We start from the raw sequence: 26,431 nt of genomic DNA, 5'->3' as shown, positions 1-26,431 counted from the left end.
GCGGTGTGATTCGATTCGCGCCCCCCAGCGGGAGAGACACATCATGAGCACCAACGGTAACGGACACTCCAACGGCAACGGTCACTATGCGGTTCCTACGCCTCGCGCGGAGTGGATCGTCAAGCGGAAGGAAGAGGCTGCGCGTACCGGCGACTGGAACATGAGCCAGATGCACTTCGCGCGCCTTGGCAAGATTACCGAAGAGATGGCCTTCGTCGCGCACAAGGAAAAGATTTCGGCTGAGCTGGTGCGCTCGGAGATTGCCAAGGGGACGATGATCATCCCGGCCAACATCAATCATCCTGAGCTCGAGCCGATGGCGATTGGCGTGGAATCGTTGTGCAAGATCAACGCGAACATTGGGAATTCCGCACTCTCCTCGAACATCGACGAGGAGCTGCGCAAGCTCCACACCGCCGTACATTTTGGCGCGGACACGGTCATGGACCTGTCGACCGGCGGAGATATTCCGACGATTAGGGAGGCCATTCTTCGCCATTCGCCTGTGCCGATTGGCACGGTGCCGCTGTACGAGGCGCTGGCACGGGTGAAGCGTGTTGAGGATCTGAACATCGACGTGTATCTCGAGGTCATCGAAGAGCAGGCGGAGCAGGGCGTCGATTACTTCACGATCCACGCCGGCGTGCTCATCCAGTATGTGCCGCTCGTCTCCAAACGCATCACCGGTATCGTCTCGCGCGGGGGCGCCATCCTTGCCCAGTGGATGACGGCGAACCACAAACAGAACTTTCTGTACGAAAACTTTGATCGGATCACCAAGCTGATGGCCAAATACGACGTCAGCTATTCGCTTGGCGATGGCCTTCGTCCCGGCTCGGTTGCGGACGCCAGCGACGAAGCGCAGTTTGCCGAGCTCAAGACCCTCGGCGAGCTTACCCGCCAGGCCTGGAAGGACGACGTGCAGGTTATGATCGAAGGCCCCGGCCACGTACCGATGGACAAGATCAAGGAGCAGGTCGATAAGGAAGTCGAGCTGTGCGATGGCGCTCCGTTCTACGTGCTCGGCCCGCTCGTCACGGATATCGCTCCGGGCTACGACCACATTACTTCTGCTATTGGTGCGGCCATGATCGGCTGGCACGGTGCGGCGATGCTCTGCTACGTCACACCGAAAGAACATCTTGGCCTTCCCAACGAGAAGGACGTTAAGGACGGCATCATCGCGTACAAGATCGCCGCGCACGCTGCTGATATTGCCCGGCATCGGCCGGGAGCCCGTGACCGCGACGACGCTATCTCGCACGCGCGCTATACCTTCGATTGGGATAAGCAGTTTGCACTCTCGCTGGACCCCGACACTGCGCGCAGCATGCACGACGAGACGCTGCCTGACGACTACTACAAAGAGTCGGCCTTCTGCTCCATGTGCGGCCCGAAGTTCTGCTCCATGAACTGGTCCAGCAAGGTCGATAAGTTCAATGAAGAAGTCCACGGCCTCAAGAAGCCAGACCTCACGCAGATCGTCACGGAGCAGATGGCGCTCCGCAGCTAATCGTCGCAAGCAAGCAAAGAGGGTGAGGCTTCAGCCTCACCCTCTTTGCTTGTTGGGAACCTTAGCCGCGCACATAATGGAACAGCAGCTCCTGCTCGCTCGCAACTGGAACTCCATTGCGCGTTGCCGGCTGAAACGTCCACTGCTGAATCGTAGCCAGCACGGTTTGGTCGACGCCATGTCCAAGGCCGCGCATCATCGTGTATTTCGCGATCCTGCCATCCTTGTCGATCACCACATCCACGATCACATCGCCACTGGTGCCCGACGGAAGCTGCGACAAGTCTGGCTTCGGCGAAGGATGAGCCACCACCAGCGCCACCGTCGTATCGCCATCGCCTAACGCGTCCACGCCCGACGATGCATTCGGGCTCGAAGTGGCTGCCGTGGGCGCCGCAGCAACCTCAGGCTGCGCTGGCGTAGGAGCGGGAACGCTAGGAGCAGGAACCCGCTTCCGCGGCGGCGCCTTCTCCGACTGCAACGTCGCCGCCGGCGCGCTCATACCCGGGGCATAGGTCAGCGATAACAGATGCCCGCTGGCATCCCCCGGCCGCTCCACCGGCGCGAGCTGCGGCGACCGCACATAGAGCAGCGCCGCAAGCACGCACGCATGCACCGCTATTGACGCCGATGTCCAGCGCCGCAATGTCGGAGATCCGCTTACCAGCGGACCGCCTGCTGGCCGGGTCGATTTTTCCTCGTTCCCGCTCATCCGCACCTCTGTCCCTCAGCATACTTCCATTAGGACTCACCGTGCAGCAACTTTGTAACCTATTTCGCCGAGTTTTTGCGTTACTTCGCTGCACCCTCCAGGATCGTCGCGGAGCGATTCAGCGCCGCCGCCAGGGCATCCAGCTGGCCCTGTGCGCGCGCACCGTCGTTCGCCTCAATGCCTTCGCTCACTCCCGGAATTACTACCGCAGCATAGCCCGTGTATTCGCCCGGAGCGTAGATCGTGTGCTTGTACCACGAACGCCGGGGCAGCCCTGCATCGTTGAGCAGCGCGCTCTCCGCGTCCCGCAGCGCGGCATTCAGCTTTGTCTCGTTCGCGCCGGCAATCGCCGCAGCCTGCAACGCGTAGACCTTCTGTCCGGCAGCCTCAAAGCGCTGAGCAGCAGCGCTCGCCGCGGTGAAGTCGACCTTCAATTTCGCGTCGGATGCCTGTTTCTGTGCATCCGCCACGTACCCCACCACGTCTTTGCCGTACAGCCGATAGTCATACGGCAGGACATCCGCATCGGCCATATGCAGAATCTCCAGGCCGAATACGCGTGCCTGTTGCTGCTCATAGACGAACGTAGGATCTGCAAATTTTATGAACCAGTTGTAGTTATCAAAGACCGAGTGGTACACCCCGTACGGCCCCCCTGAACCAATGTCGGTTGAGGGCACGCCCAAATGTTGAATAAACGGTGTGTAATCCGAACCCGATCCCAGGTTCTCGATGGTCACCTCACCGCTCGCCGGCGCACCGGCGCTCATCGTGCGGCCCCTGCGCCGCGGGCTCGCCTGTTGTGTTGCCTGCCACTGCTCGTATACCGTTCCGCCCTTCGGGCTCGGCACTTGTCGCGTTACGTCGCGCACAAACTCCTTCAGCGACGGCACCGCCGCCGCATCGAAGTCCGGCCCCGCCACGCCTACGTCCGTATTGAAGTAGGCGACCGCATGCGCGAGTTCCTTAGCATGCATTTCAGCCCACTCGGTCGAGCCCATCAGGCCCTCCTCCTCGGCGTCCCACGAACCGATCACGATCCGCCGTTTCGGCTTCCAACCCTGCTTCAGAAGATCGCCGAGCCCGTGCACCGCCTCCAGCATTGCCGCAGTCCCACTGTTTGGATCTACCGCGCCATAGACCCACGCGTCGCGATGATTACCTGCGACTACCCAGTCTTCCTTCTGGTCCGCATCGGTGCCATCGATGGTTCCCACCACGTCCCAGATGGTACGCAGTTTGTAATCCTGCACGAGGTGCATGTGCGCCTTGACCGCGCCCGTTCCACCCAGGTGATACGTGAAGGGCAAACCGCCTTGCCAGTCGCGCGGCGACACCGGCCCATCGAGCGCCTCGAGGATAGGCGAGGCGTCGTGATAAGAAATGGGGTTCGACGGGATTGACGGCTGGTTCATCTTCGCCGGATCAGTGATGCGTGCTGAATCCGGCAGCTCCGGCGTCGACGCCACACCCGGCGTCTCCGGATCGCCCGGATACAGGGGAAGGAACTGTACACTTCCGCGCTGTACACCCGTTTCTGGACGGTACGGTCCCCGCGGGTACATATCGCCCTTCACATAACCATCATCCCCGGGATCCGAGTAGATGAGCACGCCGGCCGCGCCATACTGTTGCGCGATATACACCTTGACGCCTCGGAAGTTTCCGCCGTAGCGTACCAGCACAATCTTTCCCTTGATGTTAACGCCCAACGACGCCAGCTTCTTGAAATCCTCAAGCGTCCCGAAGTTGGCGTATACCACATCGGCCGTTACATCACCGGAAGGCGACGAGCCGTTGAAGGCGGGCAAAATGCGCGGATCATCCTGAAACGGATCGCCGCCGTAGGCCTTTGGATCGACGTGCTCGGGTGTTGGCCCCGACATCAGCCTTTTGCCGGTGGCGTCAAACGCCTCGATCTCGATCGTCACAGGCCTGTTCATCCACACCCGGAACGGTTGGATCTCCGTGTGCAGTCCCGCGGCGCGGAACTTCTCGGCGACATATAGTGCTGTCGCATGGTCTTCGGGCGAGCTTGCCCAATGCGGCGCTGCCGTCAGGGTCTTCAGCTCTTCACCCGCCAGCTTTGCACTTGGAACCTCCATGAACGCATGGTCCCACTTGGCTTGCTGCGAGAAATCTTTATAGCCGAACACATGGGTGGCTGGCGCCTGTGCGCCCGCAAAACCTTGAAATGCAAACGTTGAGGCGAAAAATATGACGGCCCAGGCTGTCGATCGACGCATGAAAGCAAACTCCTATGGAATTGTTAGGAGTGTACGCGATGATTCCAATCGCGGCCGAAAGAACTTAGACGGGCTGTGTGCAGAACTTGCAGCGAGTGGCGGCCGCGGGTATGTCGCCAAGGCACTGCGGGCAGGCCTTCGTCGGCGGCGGTGGAGGCGCAGGAGGGTTGAATTTCTTCAGCAGATACTGCGTAGGCAGCACCAGGAAGAAGTACACCACGGCGGCAATCAGGAGGAAGTTGATGATTGCGGTGAGAAACGTCCCATACTTGATCTCGCCACCGTGCACATTCGCCACGAGGTAATCGAAGTTTGGTTTGCTGATGATCGCTCCCAACAGCGGATTGATGATATTGGCAGTCAGTGCGGTGATGATCGCAGTGAACGCAGCGCCGATAATTACGGCGATGGCCAAATCCATCACGTTACCGCGCAGGACGAAATCGCGAAATCCCTTTAGCATGGACCCTCCAGTGTATTGATCACTATCGACTTGACTTGCCCGCTGAGTATATCCAGCCCATGCACCGCATGGTAAACCCTCTACGTCTCCAAATCGGTACACGAAGTATTCTAGAGACATGAGTTCGACCGAGATCCGCGTGCGTTTGGTTGCCTTTGGCGCCCTCAAAACGATCATCCCTGCAGGCGGGGGTTGGCGCGATCTCGCTCCCGGCGTTTCGGTGGGCGATCTTCTCGAGATGTTGTGCCGCGAGGGCCTCACCGACGCAGCCGCGCTTCACTCTGCCGCCGTTGCCGTCAACCAGCAGTACAGTCCGCGCACCTGCATTCTTCACGACGGCGACGAGGTCGCGATCCTGCCGCCGGTCAGCGGAGGGCTCGACGCGGCCAAGCCGTCCATCCCGCTCATCGCGCTCGTGCGTGAGCCGATCGACGCTGTAGCCATCGAACGCGCGATCAAGTCCGGCGCGGACGGTGCCGTCTGCGTCTTTGACGGCATCGTCCGAGACAACAGCCGCGGCCGCCAAACCCTGCACCTCGACTACGAGGCCTACGACGAGATGGCCTTGCAGCGGATGCAGCTTCTTCGAACTGAGGCGATCGAGCACTTCGCCGTCCGCGACGTCGCGATCGTGCATCGCCTCGGCCGGCTAACGGTGGGTGAGACCAGCGTCTTCATCGCCGTCGCCTCCGCCCATCGCGACGCCGCCTTCGACGCCTGCCGATGGGTTATCGACACCCTCAAGAAAACCGTCCCCATCTGGAAGAAAGAACAATTTGTCGATGGCGCTGCGTGGGCCGATGGCGAACCCTTCCCCGAGGACCTCGCAGGCTCCGCGCCATGAAGGTCGCTCCCCGGTCGCCCGCTGTTCGACTCTCCGCCCTCGCACTCCTCACTCTCGTTCCAATCGTCACAGCTCAGCAGCTTGCGACCCTTCAACTCAACTCCCGCCTGCTCACCTTGGCCGTCAACGTCATCGACGACCACGGAGCACCGGTCCCCAACCTCACGGCCGCCGACTTCGAGCTCACTGAAGACAACCACCCTCAGCGCATCGCCTTCTTCGATCAGGCCTCCACTACTCCGCTCGACATCATCCTCGCCATCGATGCCAGCGAGAGCGTCGCCCCCTACCAGCACCTCGAGCGTGGCGCCGCCCGCACCGTCCTCCACTCGCTCCAGGATCAGCACGATCGAATAGCCGTCATTGCCTTCTCCGACACCATCGTCGAGCTCGCCCCATTCACCAGCAATCCCCGCCGCATCGACGTTGCGCTCGGTCACGTACATCACGGTCACGCCACCGCGCTCTACGACGCCGTCTCCTTCGCTAGCCAGCGCTTCATTGACAGGGGATTGGAACCCAACATCCGGCGCGTGATTGTCCTCATTACCGACGGCGAAAATACCACGCATCACGGCTCCTATGAATCCGCGCTCGAAGCCGCTCGGCGCGCCGGCGCGCCAGTCTACTCGCTCGTCATTGTTCCGGTCGCAGCCGACGCCGGACGCGATACCGGCGGCGAACATGCCCTGATGCAGCTCGCAACGGACACCGGTGGAAAGTCCTACACCATTGCGCAGCAGACCGATCTCGCACCTGCGCTCGAACACGTGTCCGACGATCTCCGCACCCAGTACGCTCTTGGCTATTACCCGACAGCGATGACCACACTATCACCCATCCGACACATCCATCTTCAACTCACCAACCCTGCACTCGGAGCGCGTTATACCCTGCGCTATCGCACGTCGTACTACGCGTCGCCGCAGCCCTGAGACTTCCTGCAAGCGCTCACCGTACAATCTAACCATGGCGACAAAGAAGCGTCACAAAGGACCGCCTGCCGGCGAAACCGGGCAGGAAGCGCTCTACCTCAAATCTCTCAGCGACCGCCAGGTTCCTGTCACCATCAAGCTGCGCGACGGCGAGACAGTCAGCGGCTGGGTCGAATACTTCGACGACATGATGCTGCGCCTCACCCGCGAAGGCAAGCCAAATCTCTTCATCTACAAGGCGCAGATTCGTACCATCACCGAAGGTGGCGGCCCAGGTCTGCGCCGCGCTGCGCCGCGCGACGACGGCGCGGGCCTCTAGCATGGCCGAGCTTCTTCCCACCGCCGAATCCATCGCGCGCGAGGCCGGCGCCCTTCTGCGCGACTTCTATCACCGCGGCGTGCGTACCGAGTACAAAGGCGACGTCGACCTCGTCACCGAAGCCGACCGCGCCAGCGAAGCCCTGATCGGCGGCCGTCTACGCGCAGCGTTTCCAGAACACGGAATCTACGGCGAAGAGGGAACTCGCGAAGGTCTCGACGGCGAATTCCGCTGGTATGTCGATCCACTCGACGGCACCACCAACTTCGCCCACGGCTTTCCTGCTTTTTGCGTCGTTCTCGGATGCGAGCAGCGCCATCCTGGCCTCGCCGCTAACGAAGACGGCCAGATGATTGCCGGCGTCATCTACGATCCGCTCCGCGACGAGATGTTTTCCGCGGCCCTGGGCGAAGGCGCCACGCTCAATGGCGAACCCATTCACGTCTCCTGCGCGCGCTCGCTCGACGAGTCGCTGATCGCCACAGGCTTTCCTAGCAACAAGCGCCACAAGAGCCCCAACGTTCACTTCTATCAGGAGTTCACGCTGCGCTCGCACGGCGTTCGTCGCGCCGGCTCGGCCGCCCTCGACCTCGCGTACGTCGCCTGCGGACGGCTCGACGGCTACTGGGAGTTTCAGCTCAATCCGTGGGATACCTCTGCCGGCTATCTCCTCATCGAGGAAGCCGGGGGCCGCATCACCCACTTTGACGGCAGCAAGTTCACCCTCGATAGCCGCGAAATCCTGGCCTCCAACGGCGTCATCCACCCGGCGATGGAGCACCTCTTCGCCGACATGTTCGCCGGCCGCAACCTAGACCCCATCCTCACGCCTGCCGAGTTTGCCGCCCGCCGCGCCGCCGAAGGCCGTTAGCCAATTCCAAAGCAAACCAGGCCTCAAACCGATTACCGTAAATTTATGGCCTCTCTTCAGACCATTCCGGCTTTATTGCTAAAATGAGTACACTACTCGTGAAGTTTTGAGTTAAAGCAGTATCAAGGAGAAATTGAGATGGCGTATGTAATCGCGGAACCCTGCATTGGCACCAAGGATCGGGCGTGTGTGGACGCTTGTCCGGTAGATTGTATTCACCCCAAGGCTGACGAGGACGGTGCCGAAACCGACGATCAGCTCTTCATCGATCCTGTCGAGTGCATTGACTGTGGCGCGTGTGTTCCCGTCTGCCCGGTCTCCGCGATCTTCGGCAGCGACGACCTGCCCGAAAAGTGGGAAGAGTTTCGCGAAAAGAACGCATCCCACTTCGGCCGCTAGACCAATCTCTCCCGCTACTGATTCTTCACACGAGCGCGCAGCCATGGCTGCGCGCTTTGTATTTAAGTTGCGCGCTTCGCATTTAAGGCCCGGCCTTCCCCTTTCGCGTACCCTGATCTCCTGAGTCTATGAAGACGCTAGCCCACCCCGAGGACGCCGCCGAGATCAGTACACGCATCCGGAGCCTCACACCCTCCGACGTGCCCCAGTGGGGCATCATGACCGTCGATCAAATGATCTGCCACGTTCGCGAAGCCTACCTCTATGCCCTCGCCGATACTCCGGTCGAATTCATCTCTCTCCCTTATCCTCCAGGCGTGGTTAAGCAATTCGCGCCCAAACTCCCCACGCCCTGGCCGCACTCCACAACCACCATCCCGCAGCTCAAACTCGACGCTCCCGGCATGTCCTGCAGCACCTTCGAGCACGATCACGAAACCCTGCTCACGGCGCTCGACAACTTCTGCGCCCTCACCAAACACACCCGCGACCACCCGTTCTTCGGCTCCATGCAACACACCGACTGGATGCGCTGGGGCTATCTCCACGCCGACCACCACCTCCGCCAGTTCAACCGCTAACCTATTTTCTCTATCCCCTACTCTCTTTCCTCTACACTCTGTCCCTATGCCTGAAGGCCGCCAAATCCAACATCACGGCGAGGCCATCGTCCTCCGCACCTGGCCCTTCCACGAGGCCGACCTGCTCGTCTCGCTCTTCACCCGGGACCAAGGCAAGGTCAAAGGTGTCGCCCGCCACGCGATGAAGTCGCGCAAGCGTTTCGGCGGAGCGCTCGAGCCCGCCACGCAGGTCCGCGCCCACTACACTGAGCGACCCAAACAGGACCTCGTCCGCCTCGACCAGTTCGAAATCCTCTGGTCCCCGCTCATGGCGCCCATCGAAACTCTGCGCCTCGCCGGCCTCCAACTCGTCACCGAAGTCCTAGAAGAAGCCATGCCCGACCAGGCCCCCGAGGACAACATCTACCGCTTGGCTGTTACCGTCCTGACCAGCCTTCGATCCGAGAATGTCTACCTCCCCACGCTCTACTTCTGTCTCTGGATGAACCGCTTGATGGGCTGGATGCCAGAGCTAGGCCATTGCGCTGCCTGCGGTCTCGACCTCCGCAACCAAACCGTCTACTGGTCGCCAACCGCGGACGGCGTCACCTGCTACGACGACCGCCGCCCCGGGAGCCGCGCCCTCACCGCAGCTTCTGTCTCGGAGACCAACCGCATCTTTCGGACCCCCCTGGCCGATCTCCTCGCCGAACCCTGGCCCTCAACGCGCTCCGCCGACCTCCGCGCCTTCGCCATTGCGACGCTGGAGCGACACCTCGAACGGCGCCTCCGTAGCGCTGCTGCCCTGAACCCGTAAATTCCCGCAACCCGTCAGCGCGGGCGCACTCTAACTGTACGAGGACCCCATGGGCAGTAAGTTCGCGAAAACGATGTTCTCTCCCGCCGCCAAGCGTTTGCAGGAACTACATAACTCCCGCGCGCAGTACGAGCGCCTCGCCGCCCTCGGCCCCCGCGACGAATCCCTCGGTGACTTCGAGGAGCAGTTCATCGCCGCTCGCGACAGCTTCTACCTCGGCTCCGTCACCGAGGACGGCTGGCCCTATATCCAGCATCGCGGCGGCCCCGCCGGCGTTCTGCAGGTCCTCAACGGCCGGACCCTCGCCTTCGCCGACTTCGCCGGTAACAAGCAGTACATCACCGCCGGCAACCTCGCCACTAACGACCGCGTCGCTCTGTTCCTGATGGACTATCCCCATCAGGCGCGGCTCAAGATTATCGGCCACGCCCGCATCGTCGAACTCGGCCAGGACCCTGCGCTCGAAGCTAGATTCCACCAGACCGCCTATCCTGCAAAGATCGAGCGCATCGTCGTCATCTCCATCGTCGCCTACGACTGGAACTGCTCCCAGCACATCACACCGCGCTTCACCGAAGAAGAATTCGCACGCGGCATTTAGAATCATGGGATGCCTTCGGTAGTTGAAAAGAAGAAAGCCTTAACCTTCCAGGAGCTGCTCTTCACTCTGCAGCGCTTCTGGGCCGAGCACGGCTGCGTCCTCCAGCAGCCCTACGACCTCGAAGTTGGCGCCGGCACCATGTCGCCCGACACCTTCCTGCGCGTCCTTGGCCCTAAGCCCATCAGCATCGCCTACGCGCAACCCTCGCGGCGCCCCGCTGACGGTCGCTACGGCGAAAATCCCAACCGGCTGTTTCGCCATACGCAATTGCAAGTGATCCTGAAGCCACCGCCGGAGCGCGTGCAGGAGCTATATCTGGAATCGCTGGTAGCCATAGGCATTGACCTTGCGCAGCACGACATCAAGTTCGAAGAAGACAACTGGGAGTGGCCCGTTGGAGGCGCATGGGGCGTTGGCTGGCAGGTCATGCTCGACGGCCAGGAGATTACGCAGTTCACCTACTTCCAGCAGTGCGGAGGGATGGACCTCGACCCCATCTCCGGCGAGATCACCTACGGCCTCGAGCGCATCGCACAGTTTCTCCAGGACCTCGACAGCATCTACGACATCGTCTGGTCCCGTGATCCCGCAACCGGTGCCGAGCTGACTTACGGCCAGGTTCGCTTGCATGAAGAGCAGCAATTCAGCGCCTATTCCTTCGACTACGCGGACGTTCCCAGCCTCTGGAAACACCTCGAGCTCTACGAAGCCGAGTGCCTCGCCCTGCTAGCCCGCGCCAAGGAAGTGCTCGTCGAAGAGAGCCCCGACCCATTACAGGTTCTTCGCTTTCCAACCTTGGGCGCCTACGAGCTCGCGCTCAAGTGCTCGCACACCTTCAATCTCCTCGACGCCCGCGGCGCTATCTCCGTCACCGAGCGCGTCGGCGTCATGGCCCGCATCCGCAACCTTATCGTAGGCGTCGCGAAGATCTACGCCGAGCAGGGAAGACTCACCGCTGCCGCGTAACCAGAACGAATTAGGAACCAAATGCCAGATTTTTTACTCGAGATCGGTTTAGAAGAAGTCCCAGCGCGCATGCTCGCCTCCGCCCAGGCCGAGCTCCTCAAGCGTACCCTCGGCCTCCTCGCGCGCGAGCAGCTCGTTGTCGGTGACCCCATCGCGCATTCTTACTCCACCCCCCGCCGCCTCGCCGTCCTTGTCCGCGGCGTTCTCACCCAGCAACCCGACATCACCGAAGAGACCACCGGTCCCGCCGTCAAGATCGCCTTCAAGGACGGTGTCCCAACCCCCGCCGCCGAAGCCTTTGCTCGCAAGTCCGGCGTTGCCGTCTCCGGCCTCAAGACCATCTCCACGTCGAAGGGCGACTATCTGGCCGCAGCCACCCTCAAGCGCGGCCGCACCGCCGCCGAAGTCCTCGCCTTGGAGCTTCCCAAGGAAATCGCAGCAATTTACTGGGCCAAGAACATGTACTGGCGTGCTGGCAAACCCGAGCGCTTCGTCCGCCCCGTCCTCTGGCTCGCCTGCCTGCTCGGCGATGAAATCGTGCCGCTCACTTTCGCTGGCAAGACCGCCGGCCGCGCAACCTACGGCCACCGCGTCCTCTCCACCGGCGAGCCGTTTGAGATCGTCACCCCCCACAGCTACCTGGCTCAGCTTGAAGGCGAATACGTCCTGGCCGACGTAGAAGTGCGCCGCCAAAAGATCCGCAAGGCCCTTGACCATGTAACTCGTGCGATCCCCAACGCTCGCTGGCGCGAAGACCACGCACTTGTCGACGCCGTCACCCACCTCACGGAATGGCCCGATGTCCTCCTCGGCAACTTCGAGGCCTCCTATCTCGAGCTTCCTGAGGAAGTACTGGTCACGGTGATGCGCGACCACCAGAAGTACTTCGCGGTAGAAGACAGCAACGGCAAGCTAGCCCCCCACTTCCTCACCGTCACCAACATCGCTCTTGACGAAATCAGCACGCCGATCATCAAGCAGGGCAACGAGCGGGTCCTCCGCGCCCGCTTCAACGATGCCCGCTTCTTCTGGGAGTTCGACCAGCGAACCCCGCTCACCAATCGCGTGAAGCTGCTCGGAAACGTCACCTTCCAAAAGGACCTCGGCAGCTATGCACAAAAATCCGAGCGTGTTGCTGTGATTGCGCAGCGTCTCGCGACGTTTGCGATTGAACGAGGTTGCGCGTTGGACGAGAAGGCAATTTCCGAGGCAGCGCTTCTCGCCAAGACCGATCTCACCACCGACCTCGTTAAGGAATTTACCGAGCTGCAGGGCATCATCGGCGGCCTGTACGCCCGCTCGCAAGGCCTTCCCGCCACCGTCGCTGACGCGATCTACGACCAGTATCTGCCTGCCTCCGCGAAGGATACGATTCCACGCTCGCCAGAAGGCGCGATTCTTGGCACCGCCGACCGCATCGATACGATTGCCGGAATGTTTCGGCTCGGTATGGAACCCACTGGATCCAAGGACCCCTTCGCCCTCCGTAGGGCCGCGAACTCCATCGTGCGCATCTTGGCCGAGTCGTCTCTGCCCATCTTGCTGAGTGACGTCATAGACTCCACAACGCCAGCACAGGACACAGAGGTCAGGCTTCTGGCCTTCTTCGCCGAACGCATCGATTTCTATCTACGAGAGGGCTGTGATCAAGCCTATGACGTCGTCAAAGCCGCGATGGCCGCTGGCACCGACGACCTCCGCGACCTCGTAGCCCGCGCCGAAGCCGTCACCGCCGTCCGCGGCAGCGAAGATTTCCTCGCCGTCTCCGCCGCCTTCAAACGCATGAAGAACATCCTCACCCAGGCCCATGCGAAGGGGGACGTCCCCCCGTCGATCGTCGACCACGATCTTCTTCTAGACCCCGCGGAGAAGCTTCTCGCCGTCACAGCCAGTGCAGCGGCTTCCGCGATCCAGGAGCTTCAGCGTGAACGCAACTATGGCGAGGCTCTTCGCGTGATCGCCGCCCTCCGCCCCTCCATCGATGACTTTTTTGACAAGGTCATGGTCATGTCTCCCGAGGACGACATCCGCGCCAACCGGCTCGCGCTCCTCAATCGCACCCTCGAGGACCTCTCCCGTATCGCCGACTTCTCCGAGATCGTCACCGCCGGCTAACCCCCTCGAACAAGAGTGCCCACCACCGGTCAGGCTGCCATAAAGTCCAAGCCCATCGGTACTTCTCTCAAGACTTTGGGTCAAAAAGCACCCCGGGGGGTAAGCCTCAATTTAGCCGCTGCAAGCGGGCAATCAGCTTTTCCGCCAGTGGCTCGCCGCTCTCGGTCCACAGCAATCGGCTGGAGATCCCACAGTGCTTCTCCACGCTCAGCGTGAACGCGAGCAGCTTCTCCACATTGTGCTTGATCCGTTCCGCGGCGTCCTCGTCCAGCGACTCGTCCTCGAGCACCCAGGGCGTATCCAGCCCAAAGTCCACCCGAATCTGGCCATTCTGCTCAAAGCTTCCGGCGTCGAACTGCGGCCCAAACCCTGTAATCTTGACTCGCCAAGGCTCGAGCCGCCAAGCCGTATCCAATCCTGCTCCTGCCGGATCCGGCAGCCACAGCATCCAGCGCATCTCGAACTCGTAGGCCATGTCATCGTGCAATTGTTCGGTGGCCTCGGCAACGGCGTTCTCGATGATCGATCCCTCGGTATCCTCCGAAGTCTGCGCCCGCTCGTCGTTCACATAGATACGCTGATAGGTCGGCGACTCCGTCCAGTCGATCGGATACACACTCGCCGCTGCCACGCGACCAAGCGCGCTGTTCGCCTGCCCATCCTTGGCAATCACGGCAAACTGCCGCAGCACGCCCACCAAAGCCGCCGGAAGCGACTCCAACCGGAAGTTCGGATACCACAAACTGAGATATAACTGATCGGCCATATCCCTATTCTATCGATCGGACACCTATCTTTTCTATCGATTCGTTCGTCTTACCGTCTGCGACAAGCGTCCCACGTTGTGCCAGACCACTCCGCCACAATGAGAAGATAGAGACAGGGAACACAGAAGAACGATGCGACTGTCGATACAAAGACTTCGGTGGGTACTGATTGCAGGAGCCTTGCTTCTGGTCTTCGTTCTGGCCGTGTTCATCGGTTACGGCCGCTACCGAGCACTCAAGGAGTATCGACAGATCATCGCCCGCTCCGGCGTCTCTATCACTCACGACTCGAACGGCGTTACCTATTCTCAGTCACTCAAGGGCAAGAAGATTTTCACCATCCGCGCCAAGACCGAGAGCACGCTGGGTGGTGGCAAGTACGCCTTGCACGACGCCGAACTGCTGCTCTACAACCGCAACGGCGATGCCGCGGACCACATCTACGGGTCCGAGATGGAGTACGACGAGAATGCGCAGGTGGCGCGGGCCAAAGGCGAAGTCTTCATGGACATCCAGCCGCCCCAGGGCCTGGCGAACGGCGGCCGCACCCAGACCCAGACCGAGATCCAGACCTCCAGACCACGCCCAGCTTCGGCTCCCGTTATCCACGTTCGCACCAGTGGATTGGTTTACATGCGCAAGCTTGGAGTAGCAGCAACCGATGAGCAAGTGGAGTTCAACTACGGCGACATGACCTGCACCGCACTTGGCGCCGAGTTCAACACCAATGAGAACACGCTCAAACTTTTGGCCAACGTTCATATGGACGGGTTGGCGCACGGAAAGCCTCTTCATGTGACGGCTGCGCATGCCGACATGAGTCGCGATGAGAGCATCGCGAACCTCACAACGCCTGTCGTTACCTCCGACGGGCGCAAGATGACGGCGGACGCTGCAGTGATTTATCTCCGCCACGATGGTTCGATCGAAAGCGTGCAGGGCAACAATCACGTGGTTCTGACGGATAAGACCCAGCAGATCACGGCAAATCATCTTGATGCCACGCTAAACGCCCAGTCGATCCCTCAGACTGCAAAATTGACCGGCGATGTGGTGATGGTAGATAGCAATCCAGTCAGGCCAGCACACGGTTCGGCAGCCGTTGTGGATGTGGTTATGAATGCGCAAGGTCAGCCGACGAAGCTCATGGCCACTGGCACAGCCAAGCTCTCTATGGTCGATCGCAAGTCGACTCCAAGCGGCTTAACACGCTCAATGGACGGAGCAAAGATCATCGCCATCTTTGCTCCAGGCCAGGGTAAGTCGCCATCCCATCTCACCGAGATTCATGCGATTGGCTCAGCGCATGCGAGCGGCCAGTCGCTCGCCGCGCAGACCAAGGGAGCCCCCGCAGATAGCTCCAAGCCTCCTGCGCTTAAGAACGTGCAGGTAAGCGCAGATGACCTTCGTACGACCTTTACGCAGACGGCCGACCGCAAAGTGCATCCGGAGAGGCTCTACGGAACCGGCCACACGCAACTGCAACAGGACGCGCCCCTCGGAGAGCAGGAGATCAGTACCGGCGACACTCTCGTGATTCTCTTCGCAGCTCCCCATACGGATGTTGCGTCATCTGAAAGTGGCACGATGAGCATCGTGTCAGCGGTTCAGACCGGCAATGTCGTCATCCATGACCGAGCTGCTGCAAAGCCTGGGTCAACCACGGTAGGCTCTGCAACCAATGGCACAGCGGAGCGTGCAACCTATGACGGCCAATCCCAGATCCTCACGCTCACGGGCGGTGTTCACCTGGATAGTGAAAACGGCTCAGTCGTTGCGCCGACCGTTTCGTTGAACCAAAGCACGCAGGACGCGGAAGCGAGCGGCGGTGTGCAGGCCACGTTCCAGAACTCCTCGCCGAAGACACCGAATTCCTCTTCGAGCTCCAAGCCCGAGCCGGTGACGCACATCTTGGCCGCTAGCGCGCACTTCGACCATGCGACGCGGTTTGCCACCTTCTATGGCACAGATGCAGCGCCCGCGCGCATGTGGCAGGACGCGTCGCAGGTCCAGGCCGCCACACTCCTATTCGATGGCATCAAGCGAACCTTCAGCGCGCGGCCCGGCAAGCCAGATGGCCTCGTCCACGCCATTCTGGCCTCGAATGCCTTTCCATCGAAGTCAGGAGCGCCTCCTCACCTGCCTAGCGTGATCCGGGTCGCCAGTCCGAAGATGGACTACAACGATCTACAGCGGGAGGCGACATTCTCCGACGGCGTCACGATCGATGGCACGATGGGTGAAGTGCGTGGACAACATGCTGTTGCCTTCCTCACCCCTACTCATGCTCCACCCGCAATGCATCCCGTATCAAATTTGCCCAGCCAACCGAATCCGTTCAACGGGTCAATCGATCGGGTGGTCATCTACGGCACCGTCCAGATCGACCAGCCTGGCCGTCACGGTACAGGCGAGCAATTGCTCTATACGGCCGCCAAGGCAAATTACGTCTTGACGGGCACGCCTTCCAATCCGGCGCACATCACGGACACACTGCAAGGGAGCGTGACCGGCGCCACACTCATCTTTGGCAACGCAGGTAGTACGATTGTGGTAGCCGGGGAACAGGGCGCGCCAAAGGGTAAAGGGGGACGTGTGCACACAGAAACATACGTTCATCCAGGCAAAAAAGAAGAGAGGCAATAGCCAGATGAAGACCCTCGAGACTGAGGAGTTGACGAAGGCCTATGGCGGTCGCCAGGTAGTGCGCGGCGTCAGCCTGCAAATCCGTCAGGGCGAGGTTGTAGGCTTACTCGGGCCGAACGGAGCGGGCAAGACGACCTCGTTCTATATGATTGTCGGCCTGGTGCGGCCAGACTCGGGCCGCATTCTCACCGACGGAGCCGACATCACCCGTACCCCCATGTATCTGCGTGCCCGCGAGCATCGCATCAGTTATCTTCCGCAAGAACCATCGGTCTTCCGAAACTTGTCCGTCGAGGAAAACATCCTGGCCGTGCTTGAAACACAGCACTTAACCTGGGAGGTGCGGCGCAAGCGAACTGAAAGTCTTATTTCTCAATTGAATTTGGGACATGTGCGCAAGACCCGCGGGTACGCGTTGTCCGGGGGAGAGCGCCGTCGAGTGGAAATTGCTCGCTGCCTGGCGATTGAGCCGGCCTTCATCCTGCTCGATGAGCCGTTTTCCGGAATTGACCCGATCGCGGTTCTGGAACTTCAGCAGATCATCTTTGATCTCAAAGCCTCCGGCATCGGCGTCCTTATCACTGACCACAATGTTCGTGAGACGCTGTCCGTTACGGACCGCGCTTACATCATCAACGAGGGTCGCATCTTCCGGACCGGAACTCCAGGCGAGCTTGGACGAGATCTTGACGTAAAGCGTGTGTACCTCGGAGAGGGATTCTCCCTCGTTTAGCGAAAATACCCACGAATGCATTGGGGTAGCTAAATAGGTTCCGAAGTTTAATCTTTTTCTACGATTGCGCGATAAACTGGCCCTTAGCGTGCTGGTACGTTGCCGGCGGCACGGTAGAACCTTCCCAGGCTACTCGCGAGGTAGAACCGTTGTTGCAGCCCCATCTAAATGTCAAGCTCTCCCAACGCCAGGTTTTGACCCCTGGGCTGGTTCAGATGGTCAGCGTTCTGGCGCTCAATAAACTTGAGCTAAAGGACATGATCAATGGCGAGCTGGTGGCAAATCCGGTGCTTGAGGAAATCGACGAGTCGACCGAGACCCTCGATGAACGGTCGGGCAAAGAGGGAACTCGCGAACGAAGTGCCGAAGACGTAGCCGGCGAGGCGGATCACAAAGAGAAGGATCCGTTCGACGAGATTGATTTTGGAAGTTATTTTCAGGACTATTTGGACCCTGGTTATCGCACGGCCTCGAACTTCGAAGAGCTGGATAAACCATCTTTCGAACAGTTTCTGTCGCAACCAAGTACGTTGACCGATCACCTAGCGTGGCAGCTTGGTTCTTTGACGCTAAGCGACGACCTGAAGACTGCTGCAGAACTGATCATTGGAAATCTGGATGAGAACGGCTATCTGACTGCGAGTTCTGAGGAACTTGGTGCCTCATTACGCGCCGCTTTGCCGGGCTCGCAGAAGACTTCGGCAGAGTATCTGGCATTGATTGAACAAGCACGCTCTGTGGTTATCCACCTTGACCCACCGGGGGTCGGTACCCGCGACCTGCGCGAGTGTCTGTTGTGCCAACTTGATGCGCTTCGTCATGAGCTGGAAATTGCTGAAGCACGGCGCGCAAAGACGCTGGTTGAGGGCCAATTCGACGACCAGCGAATATTGATCATCGATACCGCCTGTCTCATCGTTAGCCAGCATCTTGCGCTATTGCAAAAGAAGGATATGCGCGAGCTTGTTCGACTCTGCCGACGACCAGTTGAGAGGGTCAATGAGGCGATTGACTTGATCCGAACGCTGGATCCTCGGCCAGGTCAACGTTATAGCGAGGTTGAGACTCGTCTGATCGAGCCAGATGTGGCATTCGTAAAACGCGACGATGAGTACGTCGTAGTGATGAATGAAGAGGACCTGCCCGCCTTGCGGCTCAATAAGAGCTATCGGCGCATGCTTCGTGAAAAGACAGTCGACCGGGACGTTCGAGAGTACGTCAAAGAGCGTTATAAGTCCGCGATTCAGCTACTTCGAAACATCGAGCAGCGCAAGAATACGATCGTTCGCACCTGTGAAATTATCGTCCGGCGTCAGCACGAGTTTCTTGAGCGGGGGGTGGAGAGCCTGCATCCAATGATGATTAAGGAGGTTGCAGAAGAGATCGGGGTCCATCCCTCCACGGTCAGCCGGGCCGTCGCAAATAAATATGTACATACCGCACAGGGTGTTTATGAGCTAAGATTCTTCTTCTCCGAAGGCGTTGGCGGACCGGAGGGGGGAGATTTGCCTTTGCTTCTTCTGAAAAGAAGGGTGAAGAAGCTTATTGAAGAGGAGGATCCTCGCAAACCGTGGACCGACGACTATCTCGCAGCAGAGCTGCAGCGTCAGGGAATCCAAGTCACTCGACGCACGGTTGCCAAGTATCGCGAAGACATGCAAATCCCAAGCACACACCAAAGGCGCCAGCGCTAGTTCTCTGTAATCCAGTAGCGCATGGCTGCATCTCATGAGTCTCAACCGCAGCGTTCCGGCTGCAAGGAGAATCTTTCATGATCATGGAATACACGGGACGTCACACCGCCGTCACACCAAAGCTTAGAACGATCGCTGAAGCAGGAATGGGCCGAGTTGCTCTCGTCGCTAATCGCTGCAGCAGCGCGCATTTCATTCTCACGGAAGATAAATATCGGAAGATCGCTGAGGTCAGAGTTCAATGCCGCAATGAAAGCCTGGTTGCGACATGTGAGTCTGCCGAGATGGAGACGGCCCTCCGGGATGCTTTGCAGAAGGTGGAGCTGCAGGCAATTCGTCATAAAGAACGCTACGCGACGGTGCGCGATCGCCCCAGAGCCGTTCCCGCCTACAACTAAATCCTTCTGGCATCCTTCGGGCCTGGTTTCGGAGGATGCCAGACCTTTGATGATGCTACGATTTCCACATGACGACCCTTGCTCCGAAGGTCTCCGCCAAGGCAAAGAAGCTGCCCAAGCAGGCACGAAGTAAAACGTCTTCCAGGGAGCGCAGGCGATCGGGTGACGTTGAGCCGCGCGAACTTGTCATCCTTACCGGCCTTTCTGGTTCCGGCAAAGCTTCGGCGCTCAAGACGTTTGAAGACCTCGGATTCTATTCGGTCGATAACCTCCCGCTTGAGTTGATCCCACGCTTTGCCGACCTCGTCGCGAAGTCGGCTGAGATCACGCACGCTGCGATGGTGGTGGATGTACGCGAAGGTAGTCGTCTTGAGCGCTTTCCGTCGATCCTGGCGAAGGTAAGAAAAGTTCTACCTACCCGAGTCGTCTTTCTTGAAGCGTCTGATGACGCCCTGGTCCGGCGGTTTTCTGAGACGCGCCGTCCTCACCCTCTTGGTCGCGGGGAGACGGTGCCTGCGTCAATACGTGCTGAACGTCGAAGGCTCGACCCGATTCGCAACGTCGCAGATATACTGCTTGATACTTCGCGTTTCAATGTGCATGAACTCCGAGCGCACATCAATGCTCAGTTCACGCGCGGCGTCGGGAAGAACGACCGCAATCTCACCATTTCGGTCACCAGTTTCGGCTTCAAAAACGGGGTCCCAAGTGATGCAGACCTGGTCTTTGACGTTCGGTTTCTTCCGAACCCCCACTTCGTTCCGGAATTTCGCGCACTGACTGGAAAGCATCCCAAGGTGGCGAAGTACGTCCGTCGGTTTCCGCAAACCAGGGAATTTCTGGACAAAGTTACCGACATGCTGACGTTTCTGCTGCCTCACTACATTCACGAGGGCAAGAGCTATCTCACGATAGGAATCGGTTGCACGGGTGGGCAGCATCGATCCGTGATGATTGCAGAAGAATTGAAGAAGCGACTCGGGGCAGCAGGGTATCGTGCTAAGTCGTCCCATCGGGATATGCCCCATAAACTGGGGTGACGCTGTTCGCGTGGGCAGTACACTAACGATTGATGAAAATCTTCGCCAGCATGTATCTGACAAGCAGGATTCGGGGTCAAGTATGAAGCTCGTCCTGCGCCTCCTCGGGTACATGCGGCCGTATGTCCTTCTCTGGGGCGTCTCGGTACTTCTGATGGGCGTGGTCGGGGCGTTAGCGGCCTTTCGCATTCTGCTGATCAAGCCAATCATCGGCAATGTTTTGAGCGCCGCTGCATCACCCGACCGGGTCCTAAACTTCAACATTCCTGGCACGCATCTTCACCTCGATTTACAGGTCCTCATACCACGTCACTTTCACAACGCCTGGACGGTTGTTGCGATCGCTCTTGTGGCTTCGGCCATCATCAAAAACTTGAGCGACTACGTTGGCACCCTGCTGGCCAATAAAGCCGGCTTTGGCATGATCACCGATCTGCGGAATGACCTTTATGACTCTCTTCTGAAGCGCTCGACCGCTTTCTTCCAACGTCACACATCCGGCACATTAATCTCTACTCTCATCAACGACGTAGAGCGTGTTCAGTCCGCAATGGCTACGGTGATGAGCGATTTTCTTCAGCAGGTTTTCACGCTCATCTTCATGATCGGTGCAGTCATTGTTGTGGGGGGCAGCCTGTCCTGGGTACTGTTGATTTTTGTTCCGATCGTTGTCCTGTCGACACGCCGTGTTGGACGCAGCGTCCGGAAAACTACCCGCCGCGGACAAGACAAGCTTGCCGAAATCCAGAACATTGTGCAGGAGACGATCACGGGCAATGGCATCGTCAAGGCGTTTGGCATGGAAAACTGGGAGATGAACCGGTTTCGCCGGGCGGCGGACCGACTGCTCACCGCTAACATGCGATCTGTAGCAGTGCAATCGGTCTCATCTCCTCTCATGGATGCACTGGGAGCTGTCGCTATCGCTTTGCTGCTCTTCTATGGGCGGCAATTCGTCTTGCATGGTGGCAAAGAGGAGAATTTCATTACGTTTCTAATTGCGGTGATCGCCCTTTATGATCCGGTTCGCAAGATGCCTACATACTACAACGCCTTTCAACAGGCCGTCGGTGCAAGTGTCGATATTTTCAAATTCATCGATGCGCAGGACGAAGTGTTGGAACGAAAAAAGGCAATCACGCTGAAGGGCTTCGGGGGCCTCATTGAATTTCGCAACGTCCGATTCGGTTACGAGCGCGACGGAGAATCCAAAGAAATTCTGCATGGCGTCTCTCTTACCGTCCGCCGCGGCGAGGTGGTTGCTCTCGTTGGCCCAAGCGGCGCAGGAAAATCCACGCTCGTGAATTTGCTTCCACGGTTTTTCGACGTTACGGGTGGCGCTATTTACCTGGACGATCACGATGTTCGCGATCTCACGCTGGTCTCGCTTCGGAAGCAGATAGGTAAGGTTACGCAGGAGACAGTCCTGTTCAACGACACTGTGCGTAACAATATCGCTTACGGCCAGCCCGACGTCCCCATGGCGCGCATCATTTCGGCTGCGCAGGCCGCGCTGGCGCATGATTTCATTGAGCGTCTGCCGCATGGGTATGACACGGTCATCGGTGAGCGGGGCGCACGCCTTTCCGGTGGGGAGCGCCAGCGGCTTGCAATCGCCCGAGCGTTGCTGAAGGACGCCCCGATCCTGATTCTCGATGAAGCAACGTCGTCGCTCGATGCGGAAAGCGAAGCAGCTGTGCAGGCTGCGCTCGGAAATCTCATGCAGGGTCGCACTGTGCTGGTGATTGCTCACCGGCTTTCAACGGTTCGCAGCGCGGACCGTATCGCTGTGATCGAAGATGGCAGCATCACTGAGCTTGGCTCACATGACGAACTGCTCGCGCAAGGCCGCACGTACAGTCGGTTGTACCATTTGCAATTCGGAGAGGGAGACTTGGTGCTCAGTGAGGCCGGTGAAGGAACCGCTTAGCGCAAGGGGGCCATGCACGGGTTACACTACAGAAAACAACAAGGTATATGGCTGGTATTCTGTTCATCATTTCGGCACCGAGCGGATCGGGCAAATCGACTCTCGTTAATGAGGTGCGACGCCTTGTTTCCGGTTTAGATTTTTCGGTCTCTTACACTACTCGTAAACCGCGTGGCTCTGAAGAGGACGGTCGAGAATATCACTTCATCGATCGAAGTCGCTTCGAGCAAATGATCGCTGCGGGTGAATTTCTCGAGTGGGCCGAGGTTTTTGGAAATTACTACGGAACAGCGATGGTTGCGCTCGATCTTGCGCGTGACCATGGCACCGACCTGCTTCTTGACATCGATGTTCAAGGCGCACTTCAGGTAATGGCGGAGCTGCCAGCGGCGGTCTCGATCTTCATCCTGCCACCAAGCCCAGAGGTGCTGGAGCGACGTCTGCGCAACCGGAGTCAGGCAGAGGGAGTTGCCAACGAGTCGATCATTGAGGGGCGACTTGCTGAAGCGCGAACTGAGTTACGGATGATCGATGACTATCGGTATGCTCTGGTTAATGATGCACTGGACCAAGCCGCATCAGAGATGCGGGCCATCGTACTTACATCGCGCGGCGATGCGACGCCGGCAGAAGGAGATCTCGCTGCCCGGTGCATCACGGGGGCTCGGTCCGCGCGACTGGAGGCGGCACTTGCAAGCTTTGGTATCTCCGCCGCTGAGGTTTAATTTGGACAGAAATAGAAAGTGTCGAGATTTCCACCTGGTGTGTCGTTCCGTTCCTTTATTCGGCGCTAAGATAAATCATCTCCCCGGAGGTTCGTCGATGGCAGACAAGGAACCGCTCCAAAATAAATACAGTCTTGTGAAGGGTGCAGCTCGCCGTGCTCGCCAGCTGCAATCCGGTGCACCGCCCCTTGGAGTTTCGAACTCAATCAAGGCTTGCCGCGTTGCACAGGATGAGATCCGGGTAGGCAAAGTCACGTATACCGTGTCAGCCAAACTTCAGTCACCGGCGTGATTGCGGAGATGATTGAGGTAGACCTCGAACGACAACTCGGCGCGTATGTCGAGTACCTGCGTGATATGGGTGTCTATGATCTTTTCTACCGGGATCATCCGACGGTTTCGTTTCCGGAGGGATTGCGAGAGAAGCCTTCCGCAACTGCGCAATCAGAGATAGCCGAACCGCGGTATGTACCTTCACATGTTGCAGAGCCAGCGCCGCATTTTGCTGCTGCGTCCCCTCTGGACCCTCCCGATATATCATCAGAATTTCCCTCACCGATGGCTAAACCACCCTCATTGGATGCTTTCGCGCCTCTGCCCACGCGTACTGTTCCTGCTGCTGATCGGTTAGCGGCGCTGGAATCGCTTCGGGCGGAGATCGGCGATTGCACGCGCTGCCCTCTTGCTTATGCCGGGCGCAAGACGATCGTCTTCGGAGATGGAGATTCCAACGCTCGGCTTATGTTCGTTGGCGAAGGCCCAGGTGCAGACGAAGATGCCAGCGGCCTTCCGTTCGTGGGAAAGGCTGGCCAGCTATTGAACAATATGATTGCGGCGATGGGCCTGAAGCGAGAAGAGGTCTACATCGCAAATATTGTTAAATGCCGTCCTCCGGGAAATAGAACGCCGGAGTTTATAGAAGCAACCACGTGCTCGCAATTCTTAGTCCGGCAGATCGATATCGTGCATCCTGAGGTGATTGTTGCGCTCGGGGCTACGGCTGCGACCTATCTGCTTGGGGTGAAGCAATCGCTGGCTTCGTTGCGGGGGCAGTGGCATTCGGTCCGTGGTGCCAAGGTTGCCGTCACCTATCATCCTGCTTTCTTACTTCGGGATCCTCGGCAGAAAGCTGAGGCCTGGAAGGATCTGCAGCGGGTGATGGCAGAGATGCACCTGGTAGCTCCGAAACGGCCGTGATCGCCGTTATGAACGGAGTGCTGACTGCGCGCTCGAATTGAAGTTCCGACTTGGTTATCAGGGTCATGCCCTGCTAAACTAACCGGGTGGCAAAATCCAAATGGATCTGTTGTCACGATCTCTGGTGTGGGGCTGTAGCTCAGCTGGGAGAGCGCCTCGTTCGCAACGAGGAGGTCAGCGGTTCGATCCCGCTCAGCTCCACCAATCAAATCAAATAGTTAGACTGAATCCAAGGGAACAATAAGCAAGCCCAAAGCAACGAAGGAACAATAAAGGAACACTAAGCGACTTTTCCCTTGGGAAGCACCACAGAAGCGACTCTTTCTCCAGCGCCCCTCTTTTCATCCCCTACAGCCTGAGCGTACGTAGCCAGCGTCATCTCCGCTGTGGAGTGCCGCATGAGCTCCATGCTCACTCTGAGGCTTGCCCCTGTCGCCAGGAGCAGGGACGCATACGTGCGCCTCAGCGTATGCCATCCCAGCTTCGGTTTGTTGATCTCAGCTCGAAGGACGGCTGGAGCGACGTTTCTGCGCCATAGAGTGCCTGGCCACAGGGGCTGTTTGCCGAAGGACAGGTCAGACGCAAACACCCAATCACCTGGGGTAGCGTAGGACGACTGCGTCTTCCAGGCCATAAGAGCTTCCAAGGCTTGTGGTGGAAGCGGAAGCGGGCGGCGGGACGAGTCCGTTTTGGGCTGACCCTCCACGCCGTCGACGAAGGATCGCCGGACATGCAGAATCGCACGTCCGGAATCGATGTCGGCCCATTTGAGGCCGAAAATCTCGCCTCGTCTCATCCCCATGATCGCTCCGATCAGAAATGCTGTCCGAACCGGCTCGACACCCTCAAGTTCGTGCAGAATGGCTGCCAACTCCTCGGGTTCTAGGATTGTTGGTTCTGCACCTCTCTTGCGTGCCTGGCGTACATGGGCGATAGGGTTGGTTGCGTAAAGTTCGTAGCGCATGCCGTGGCGAAAAGCTGCGCCGAACACTTCCCGAATCTTGGCCCGCGTCCCGTTCGCTTTTTTGAGCGACTTCAGCCAATCTTCGACCGCGACTGGCTTTACCTCTACCAGCGGAACTGCGCCCCATTTGGGGATGACGTAATTCGCGAAGATATATTTGTAGGCTTTGATAACCTTGACAGCTTTATCTGCGCTTTCGCCGAGTTCTCGCTCCTTGTAATGCTCCACAAGTTCCGCGACGGTGATGGAGGGTTTAGATTCGACCGGCGGCGCAGCGTTTGCATGCTGCCGGTACTCATCGGCCTTCTTTCTCGCCTGTGCCTTGCTCAGCTCTTTAACCGAGCCGAGTACGACTCTACGTTGCGTTGTTCCGCCGTTTGCTGCTGGCTCTCGCCAGCGAAAGGTGTATACCTCGGCTCCTGTCCGTCTCTTTTCAATTGTCAAACATCCAGCCTGATATCGGCTTCGCTTATGGATCATTTTCATGCACCTATCCTTTTCGGGTTAGGCGGCACGAACGGTGCTGCCAGTGTAGCCGGATTCCAGCCACGCTACGAGTTGGGCCCGTGGAAAAACGATCTTGCGGGAACTCAGACGACGATGTGGAACCCTTCCTTCTCTCGCCCATCGCAACAGAGTTACAGGGTGCAACCTCGCGATATGTGCCGCCTCCTTCGCCGTGAGGAAGGTTTCGGTAAGAACTGGCTCAACGGGTGTTGGGTTGGTCCATGTTGAAGACATCGCAGCTCCTTCGCTTTAATCTGTTCGATCAGAACGCAGAAAGATCGCATCAATGCCGATGGCGTGCAGTGCAATTCTTGATGCCTCTTGGCGCGCTCCGTGCATCGAGAGACTCATGCTCGAGCCTGTTCCGTTCTACGCAGCATGTCCAATACTTCCTATCTATCGGGTGATAGCTGCCAGTTATCGGGGTCGACGAACTCCTTTATCCACCACTGTGAAGATGATCCCCTCA

Annotated in this window: 26 protein-coding genes and 1 tRNA gene; 21 read left to right on the top strand and 6 right to left on the bottom strand. The window is 58.8% G+C overall.

The features are described 5' to 3' along the window. The first annotated feature begins 43 nt into the window (after positions 1-43). Complete coding sequence (thiC, locus tag GSQ80_RS14960) at positions 44-1,513, top strand: phosphomethylpyrimidine synthase ThiC (RefSeq protein ID WP_158788365.1); 1,470 nt, start codon at positions 44-46, stop codon at positions 1,511-1,513. Positions 1,514-1,574: 61 nt separating this feature from the next. Here thiC and GSQ80_RS14955 read toward each other — a convergent pair whose 3' ends face one another. The 3 genes from GSQ80_RS14955 to mscL all read right to left on the bottom strand — a co-directional run bounded on the left by GSQ80_RS14955 (position 1,575) and on the right by mscL (position 4,934). Continuing rightward, positions 1,575-2,225: an energy transducer TonB gene (locus tag GSQ80_RS14955; protein WP_158788364.1), complete on the bottom strand. Its 651-nt coding sequence runs from the start codon at positions 2,223-2,225 to the stop codon at positions 1,575-1,577. Between the two features lie 80 nt (positions 2,226-2,305). Continuing rightward, positions 2,306-4,471 (bottom strand): M28 family metallopeptidase, encoded by a 2,166-nt coding sequence (locus GSQ80_RS14950; protein ID WP_158788363.1) that lies wholly within the window; start codon positions 4,469-4,471, stop codon positions 2,306-2,308. A gap of 64 nt (positions 4,472-4,535) precedes the next feature. Next, positions 4,536-4,934, bottom strand: a complete 399-nt coding sequence (mscL, locus tag GSQ80_RS14945; RefSeq protein WP_158788362.1) for a large conductance mechanosensitive channel protein MscL — start codon at positions 4,932-4,934, stop codon at positions 4,536-4,538. Positions 4,935-5,073: 139 nt separating this feature from the next. Here mscL and GSQ80_RS14940 point away from each other — a divergent pair, with 139 nt between their 5' ends. From GSQ80_RS14940 to glyS, 10 genes are all read left to right on the top strand, one after another. Continuing rightward, positions 5,074-5,778 carry a molybdenum cofactor biosynthesis protein MoaE gene (locus GSQ80_RS14940; protein WP_254059656.1) on the top strand — a complete coding sequence of 235 codons (705 nt, stop codon included), beginning with the start codon at positions 5,074-5,076 and terminating at the stop codon, positions 5,776-5,778. Then, complete coding sequence (locus GSQ80_RS14935) at positions 5,775-6,713, top strand: VWA domain-containing protein (protein ID WP_174241329.1); 939 nt, start codon at positions 5,775-5,777, stop codon at positions 6,711-6,713. Before GSQ80_RS14940 ends, GSQ80_RS14935 begins: the two co-directional genes overlap by 4 nt. Positions 6,714-6,747: 34 nt before the next feature. Beyond that, complete coding sequence (locus tag GSQ80_RS14930; RefSeq protein WP_158788359.1) at positions 6,748-7,032, top strand: RNA chaperone Hfq; 285 nt, start codon at positions 6,748-6,750, stop codon at positions 7,030-7,032. Position 7,033: 1 nt separating this feature from the next. Beyond that, positions 7,034-7,903, top strand: a complete 870-nt coding sequence (locus GSQ80_RS14925) for an inositol monophosphatase family protein (RefSeq protein ID WP_158788358.1) — start codon at positions 7,034-7,036, stop codon at positions 7,901-7,903. A 138-nt stretch (positions 7,904-8,041) separates the two neighbouring features. Further along, positions 8,042-8,302 (top strand): 4Fe-4S binding protein, encoded by a 261-nt coding sequence (locus GSQ80_RS14920; protein ID WP_158788357.1) that lies wholly within the window; start codon positions 8,042-8,044, stop codon positions 8,300-8,302. Positions 8,303-8,430: 128 nt separating this feature from the next. After that, entirely contained in the window at positions 8,431-8,883 is a 453-nt protein-coding gene (locus GSQ80_RS14915) for a DUF1569 domain-containing protein (protein WP_158788356.1), read from the top strand. A gap of 46 nt (positions 8,884-8,929) precedes the next feature. Next, complete coding sequence (gene recO, locus GSQ80_RS14910; protein WP_158788355.1) at positions 8,930-9,679, top strand: DNA repair protein RecO; 750 nt, start codon at positions 8,930-8,932, stop codon at positions 9,677-9,679. Between the two features lie 49 nt (positions 9,680-9,728). Then, positions 9,729-10,280, top strand: coding sequence for a pyridoxamine 5'-phosphate oxidase family protein (locus GSQ80_RS14905; RefSeq protein WP_158788354.1), 552 nt, complete (start codon positions 9,729-9,731; stop codon positions 10,278-10,280). A 9-nt stretch (positions 10,281-10,289) separates the two neighbouring features. Then, positions 10,290-11,246, top strand: coding sequence for a glycine--tRNA ligase subunit alpha (locus GSQ80_RS14900; RefSeq protein WP_158788353.1), 957 nt, complete (start codon positions 10,290-10,292; stop codon positions 11,244-11,246). Between the two features lie 21 nt (positions 11,247-11,267). Continuing rightward, positions 11,268-13,361: a glycine--tRNA ligase subunit beta gene (glyS, locus tag GSQ80_RS14895; protein ID WP_158788352.1), complete on the top strand. Its 2,094-nt coding sequence runs from the start codon at positions 11,268-11,270 to the stop codon at positions 13,359-13,361. A gap of 106 nt (positions 13,362-13,467) precedes the next feature. Here glyS and GSQ80_RS14890 read toward each other — a convergent pair whose 3' ends face one another. After that, positions 13,468-14,127 carry a hypothetical protein gene (locus tag GSQ80_RS14890; protein ID WP_158788351.1) on the bottom strand — a complete coding sequence of 220 codons (660 nt, stop codon included), beginning with the start codon at positions 14,125-14,127 and terminating at the stop codon, positions 13,468-13,470. Between the two features lie 133 nt (positions 14,128-14,260). On the opposite strand from GSQ80_RS14890, the gene GSQ80_RS14885 reads away from it, so the two are divergent. The 10 genes from GSQ80_RS14885 (at position 14,261) to GSQ80_RS14840 (ending at position 24,695) form a co-directional block, all read left to right on the top strand. Next, positions 14,261-16,774: an LptA/OstA family protein gene (locus GSQ80_RS14885; protein ID WP_158788350.1), complete on the top strand. Its 2,514-nt coding sequence runs from the start codon at positions 14,261-14,263 to the stop codon at positions 16,772-16,774. A gap of 4 nt (positions 16,775-16,778) precedes the next feature. Then, positions 16,779-17,507: an LPS export ABC transporter ATP-binding protein gene (lptB, locus tag GSQ80_RS14880; protein WP_158788349.1), complete on the top strand. Its 729-nt coding sequence runs from the start codon at positions 16,779-16,781 to the stop codon at positions 17,505-17,507. Positions 17,508-17,656: 149 nt separating this feature from the next. Continuing rightward, a complete protein-coding gene (rpoN, locus tag GSQ80_RS14875; protein ID WP_158788348.1) occupies positions 17,657-19,201 on the top strand; it encodes an RNA polymerase factor sigma-54 in 1,545 nt (514 codons plus the stop codon). A gap of 77 nt (positions 19,202-19,278) precedes the next feature. Further along, a complete protein-coding gene (locus GSQ80_RS14870) occupies positions 19,279-19,599 on the top strand; it encodes an HPF/RaiA family ribosome-associated protein (protein ID WP_158788347.1) in 321 nt (106 codons plus the stop codon). A 68-nt stretch (positions 19,600-19,667) separates the two neighbouring features. After that, positions 19,668-20,639 (top strand): RNase adapter RapZ, encoded by a 972-nt coding sequence (gene rapZ / locus GSQ80_RS14865; protein WP_158788346.1) that lies wholly within the window; start codon positions 19,668-19,670, stop codon positions 20,637-20,639. 82 nt (positions 20,640-20,721) lie between these two features. Beyond that, positions 20,722-22,569 carry an ABC transporter ATP-binding protein gene (locus GSQ80_RS14860; RefSeq protein WP_158788345.1) on the top strand — a complete coding sequence of 616 codons (1,848 nt, stop codon included), beginning with the start codon at positions 20,722-20,724 and terminating at the stop codon, positions 22,567-22,569. A 47-nt stretch (positions 22,570-22,616) separates the two neighbouring features. Continuing rightward, on the top strand, positions 22,617-23,294 hold the full coding sequence (gene gmk, locus GSQ80_RS14855; RefSeq protein WP_158788344.1) for a guanylate kinase: 678 nt from the start codon (positions 22,617-22,619) through the stop codon (positions 23,292-23,294). Continuing rightward, positions 23,185-23,586: a DNA-directed RNA polymerase subunit omega gene (gene rpoZ / locus GSQ80_RS23935; protein ID WP_371315720.1), complete on the top strand. Its 402-nt coding sequence runs from the start codon at positions 23,185-23,187 to the stop codon at positions 23,584-23,586. Before gmk ends, rpoZ begins: the two co-directional genes overlap by 110 nt. A gap of 266 nt (positions 23,587-23,852) precedes the next feature. Further along, a complete protein-coding gene (locus GSQ80_RS14845; RefSeq protein WP_371315719.1) occupies positions 23,853-24,491 on the top strand; it encodes a uracil-DNA glycosylase family protein in 639 nt (212 codons plus the stop codon). 128 nt (positions 24,492-24,619) lie between these two features. After that, positions 24,620-24,695, top strand: a tRNA-Ala gene (locus GSQ80_RS14840). Positions 24,696-24,771: 76 nt separating this feature from the next. On the opposite strand, the gene GSQ80_RS14835 is transcribed toward GSQ80_RS14840, so the two are convergent. Both GSQ80_RS14835 and GSQ80_RS23930 read right to left on the bottom strand, forming a co-directional pair. Then, positions 24,772-25,941 carry a site-specific integrase gene (locus GSQ80_RS14835; protein ID WP_158788341.1) on the bottom strand — a complete coding sequence of 390 codons (1,170 nt, stop codon included), beginning with the start codon at positions 25,939-25,941 and terminating at the stop codon, positions 24,772-24,774. 18 nt (positions 25,942-25,959) lie between these two features. Next, positions 25,960-26,196 (bottom strand): helix-turn-helix domain-containing protein, encoded by a 237-nt coding sequence (locus GSQ80_RS23930; RefSeq protein WP_158788340.1) that lies wholly within the window; start codon positions 26,194-26,196, stop codon positions 25,960-25,962. Positions 26,197-26,431: the final 235 nt, after the last annotated feature.

This window comes from Granulicella sp. L46, assembly GCF_009765785.1.
In the GTDB taxonomy this organism is placed as follows: Bacteria; Acidobacteriota; Terriglobia; order Terriglobales; family Acidobacteriaceae; genus Granulicella.
The sequence above is the reverse complement of the archived record's forward strand: the minus strand, read 5'-3'. Positions and strand labels throughout refer to the sequence as shown.

Coding starts and splice junctions, on each gene's coding strand:
- thiC (WP_158788365.1), top strand. CDS start 44: ATGAGCACCAACGGTAACGGACACTCCAACGGCAACGGTCACTATGCG.
- GSQ80_RS14955 (WP_158788364.1), bottom strand. CDS start 2,225: ATGAGCGGGAACGAGGAAAAATCGACCCGGCCAGCAGGCGGTCCGCTG.
- GSQ80_RS14950 (WP_158788363.1), bottom strand. CDS start 4,471: ATGCGTCGATCGACAGCCTGGGCCGTCATATTTTTCGCCTCAACGTTT.
- mscL (WP_158788362.1), bottom strand. CDS start 4,934: ATGCTAAAGGGATTTCGCGATTTCGTCCTGCGCGGTAACGTGATGGAT.
- GSQ80_RS14935 (WP_174241329.1), top strand. CDS start 5,775: ATGAAGGTCGCTCCCCGGTCGCCCGCTGTTCGACTCTCCGCCCTCGCA.
- GSQ80_RS14930 (WP_158788359.1), top strand. CDS start 6,748: ATGGCGACAAAGAAGCGTCACAAAGGACCGCCTGCCGGCGAAACCGGG.
- GSQ80_RS14925 (WP_158788358.1), top strand. CDS start 7,034: ATGGCCGAGCTTCTTCCCACCGCCGAATCCATCGCGCGCGAGGCCGGC.
- GSQ80_RS14920 (WP_158788357.1), top strand. CDS start 8,042: ATGGCGTATGTAATCGCGGAACCCTGCATTGGCACCAAGGATCGGGCG.
- GSQ80_RS14915 (WP_158788356.1), top strand. CDS start 8,431: ATGAAGACGCTAGCCCACCCCGAGGACGCCGCCGAGATCAGTACACGC.
- recO (WP_158788355.1), top strand. CDS start 8,930: ATGCCTGAAGGCCGCCAAATCCAACATCACGGCGAGGCCATCGTCCTC.
- GSQ80_RS14905 (WP_158788354.1), top strand. CDS start 9,729: ATGGGCAGTAAGTTCGCGAAAACGATGTTCTCTCCCGCCGCCAAGCGT.
- GSQ80_RS14900 (WP_158788353.1), top strand. CDS start 10,290: ATGCCTTCGGTAGTTGAAAAGAAGAAAGCCTTAACCTTCCAGGAGCTG.
- glyS (WP_158788352.1), top strand. CDS start 11,268: ATGCCAGATTTTTTACTCGAGATCGGTTTAGAAGAAGTCCCAGCGCGC.
- GSQ80_RS14890 (WP_158788351.1), bottom strand. CDS start 14,127: ATGGCCGATCAGTTATATCTCAGTTTGTGGTATCCGAACTTCCGGTTG.
- GSQ80_RS14885 (WP_158788350.1), top strand. CDS start 14,261: ATGCGACTGTCGATACAAAGACTTCGGTGGGTACTGATTGCAGGAGCC.
- lptB (WP_158788349.1), top strand. CDS start 16,779: ATGAAGACCCTCGAGACTGAGGAGTTGACGAAGGCCTATGGCGGTCGC.
- GSQ80_RS14870 (WP_158788347.1), top strand. CDS start 19,279: ATGATCATGGAATACACGGGACGTCACACCGCCGTCACACCAAAGCTT.
- rapZ (WP_158788346.1), top strand. CDS start 19,668: ATGACGACCCTTGCTCCGAAGGTCTCCGCCAAGGCAAAGAAGCTGCCC.
- GSQ80_RS14860 (WP_158788345.1), top strand. CDS start 20,722: ATGAAGCTCGTCCTGCGCCTCCTCGGGTACATGCGGCCGTATGTCCTT.
- gmk (WP_158788344.1), top strand. CDS start 22,617: ATGGCTGGTATTCTGTTCATCATTTCGGCACCGAGCGGATCGGGCAAA.
- rpoZ (WP_371315720.1), top strand. CDS start 23,185: ATGCGACGCCGGCAGAAGGAGATCTCGCTGCCCGGTGCATCACGGGGG.
- GSQ80_RS14845 (WP_371315719.1), top strand. CDS start 23,853: ATGGCTAAACCACCCTCATTGGATGCTTTCGCGCCTCTGCCCACGCGT.
- GSQ80_RS14835 (WP_158788341.1), bottom strand. CDS start 25,941: ATGAAAATGATCCATAAGCGAAGCCGATATCAGGCTGGATGTTTGACA.
- GSQ80_RS23930 (WP_158788340.1), bottom strand. CDS start 26,196: ATGTCTTCAACATGGACCAACCCAACACCCGTTGAGCCAGTTCTTACC.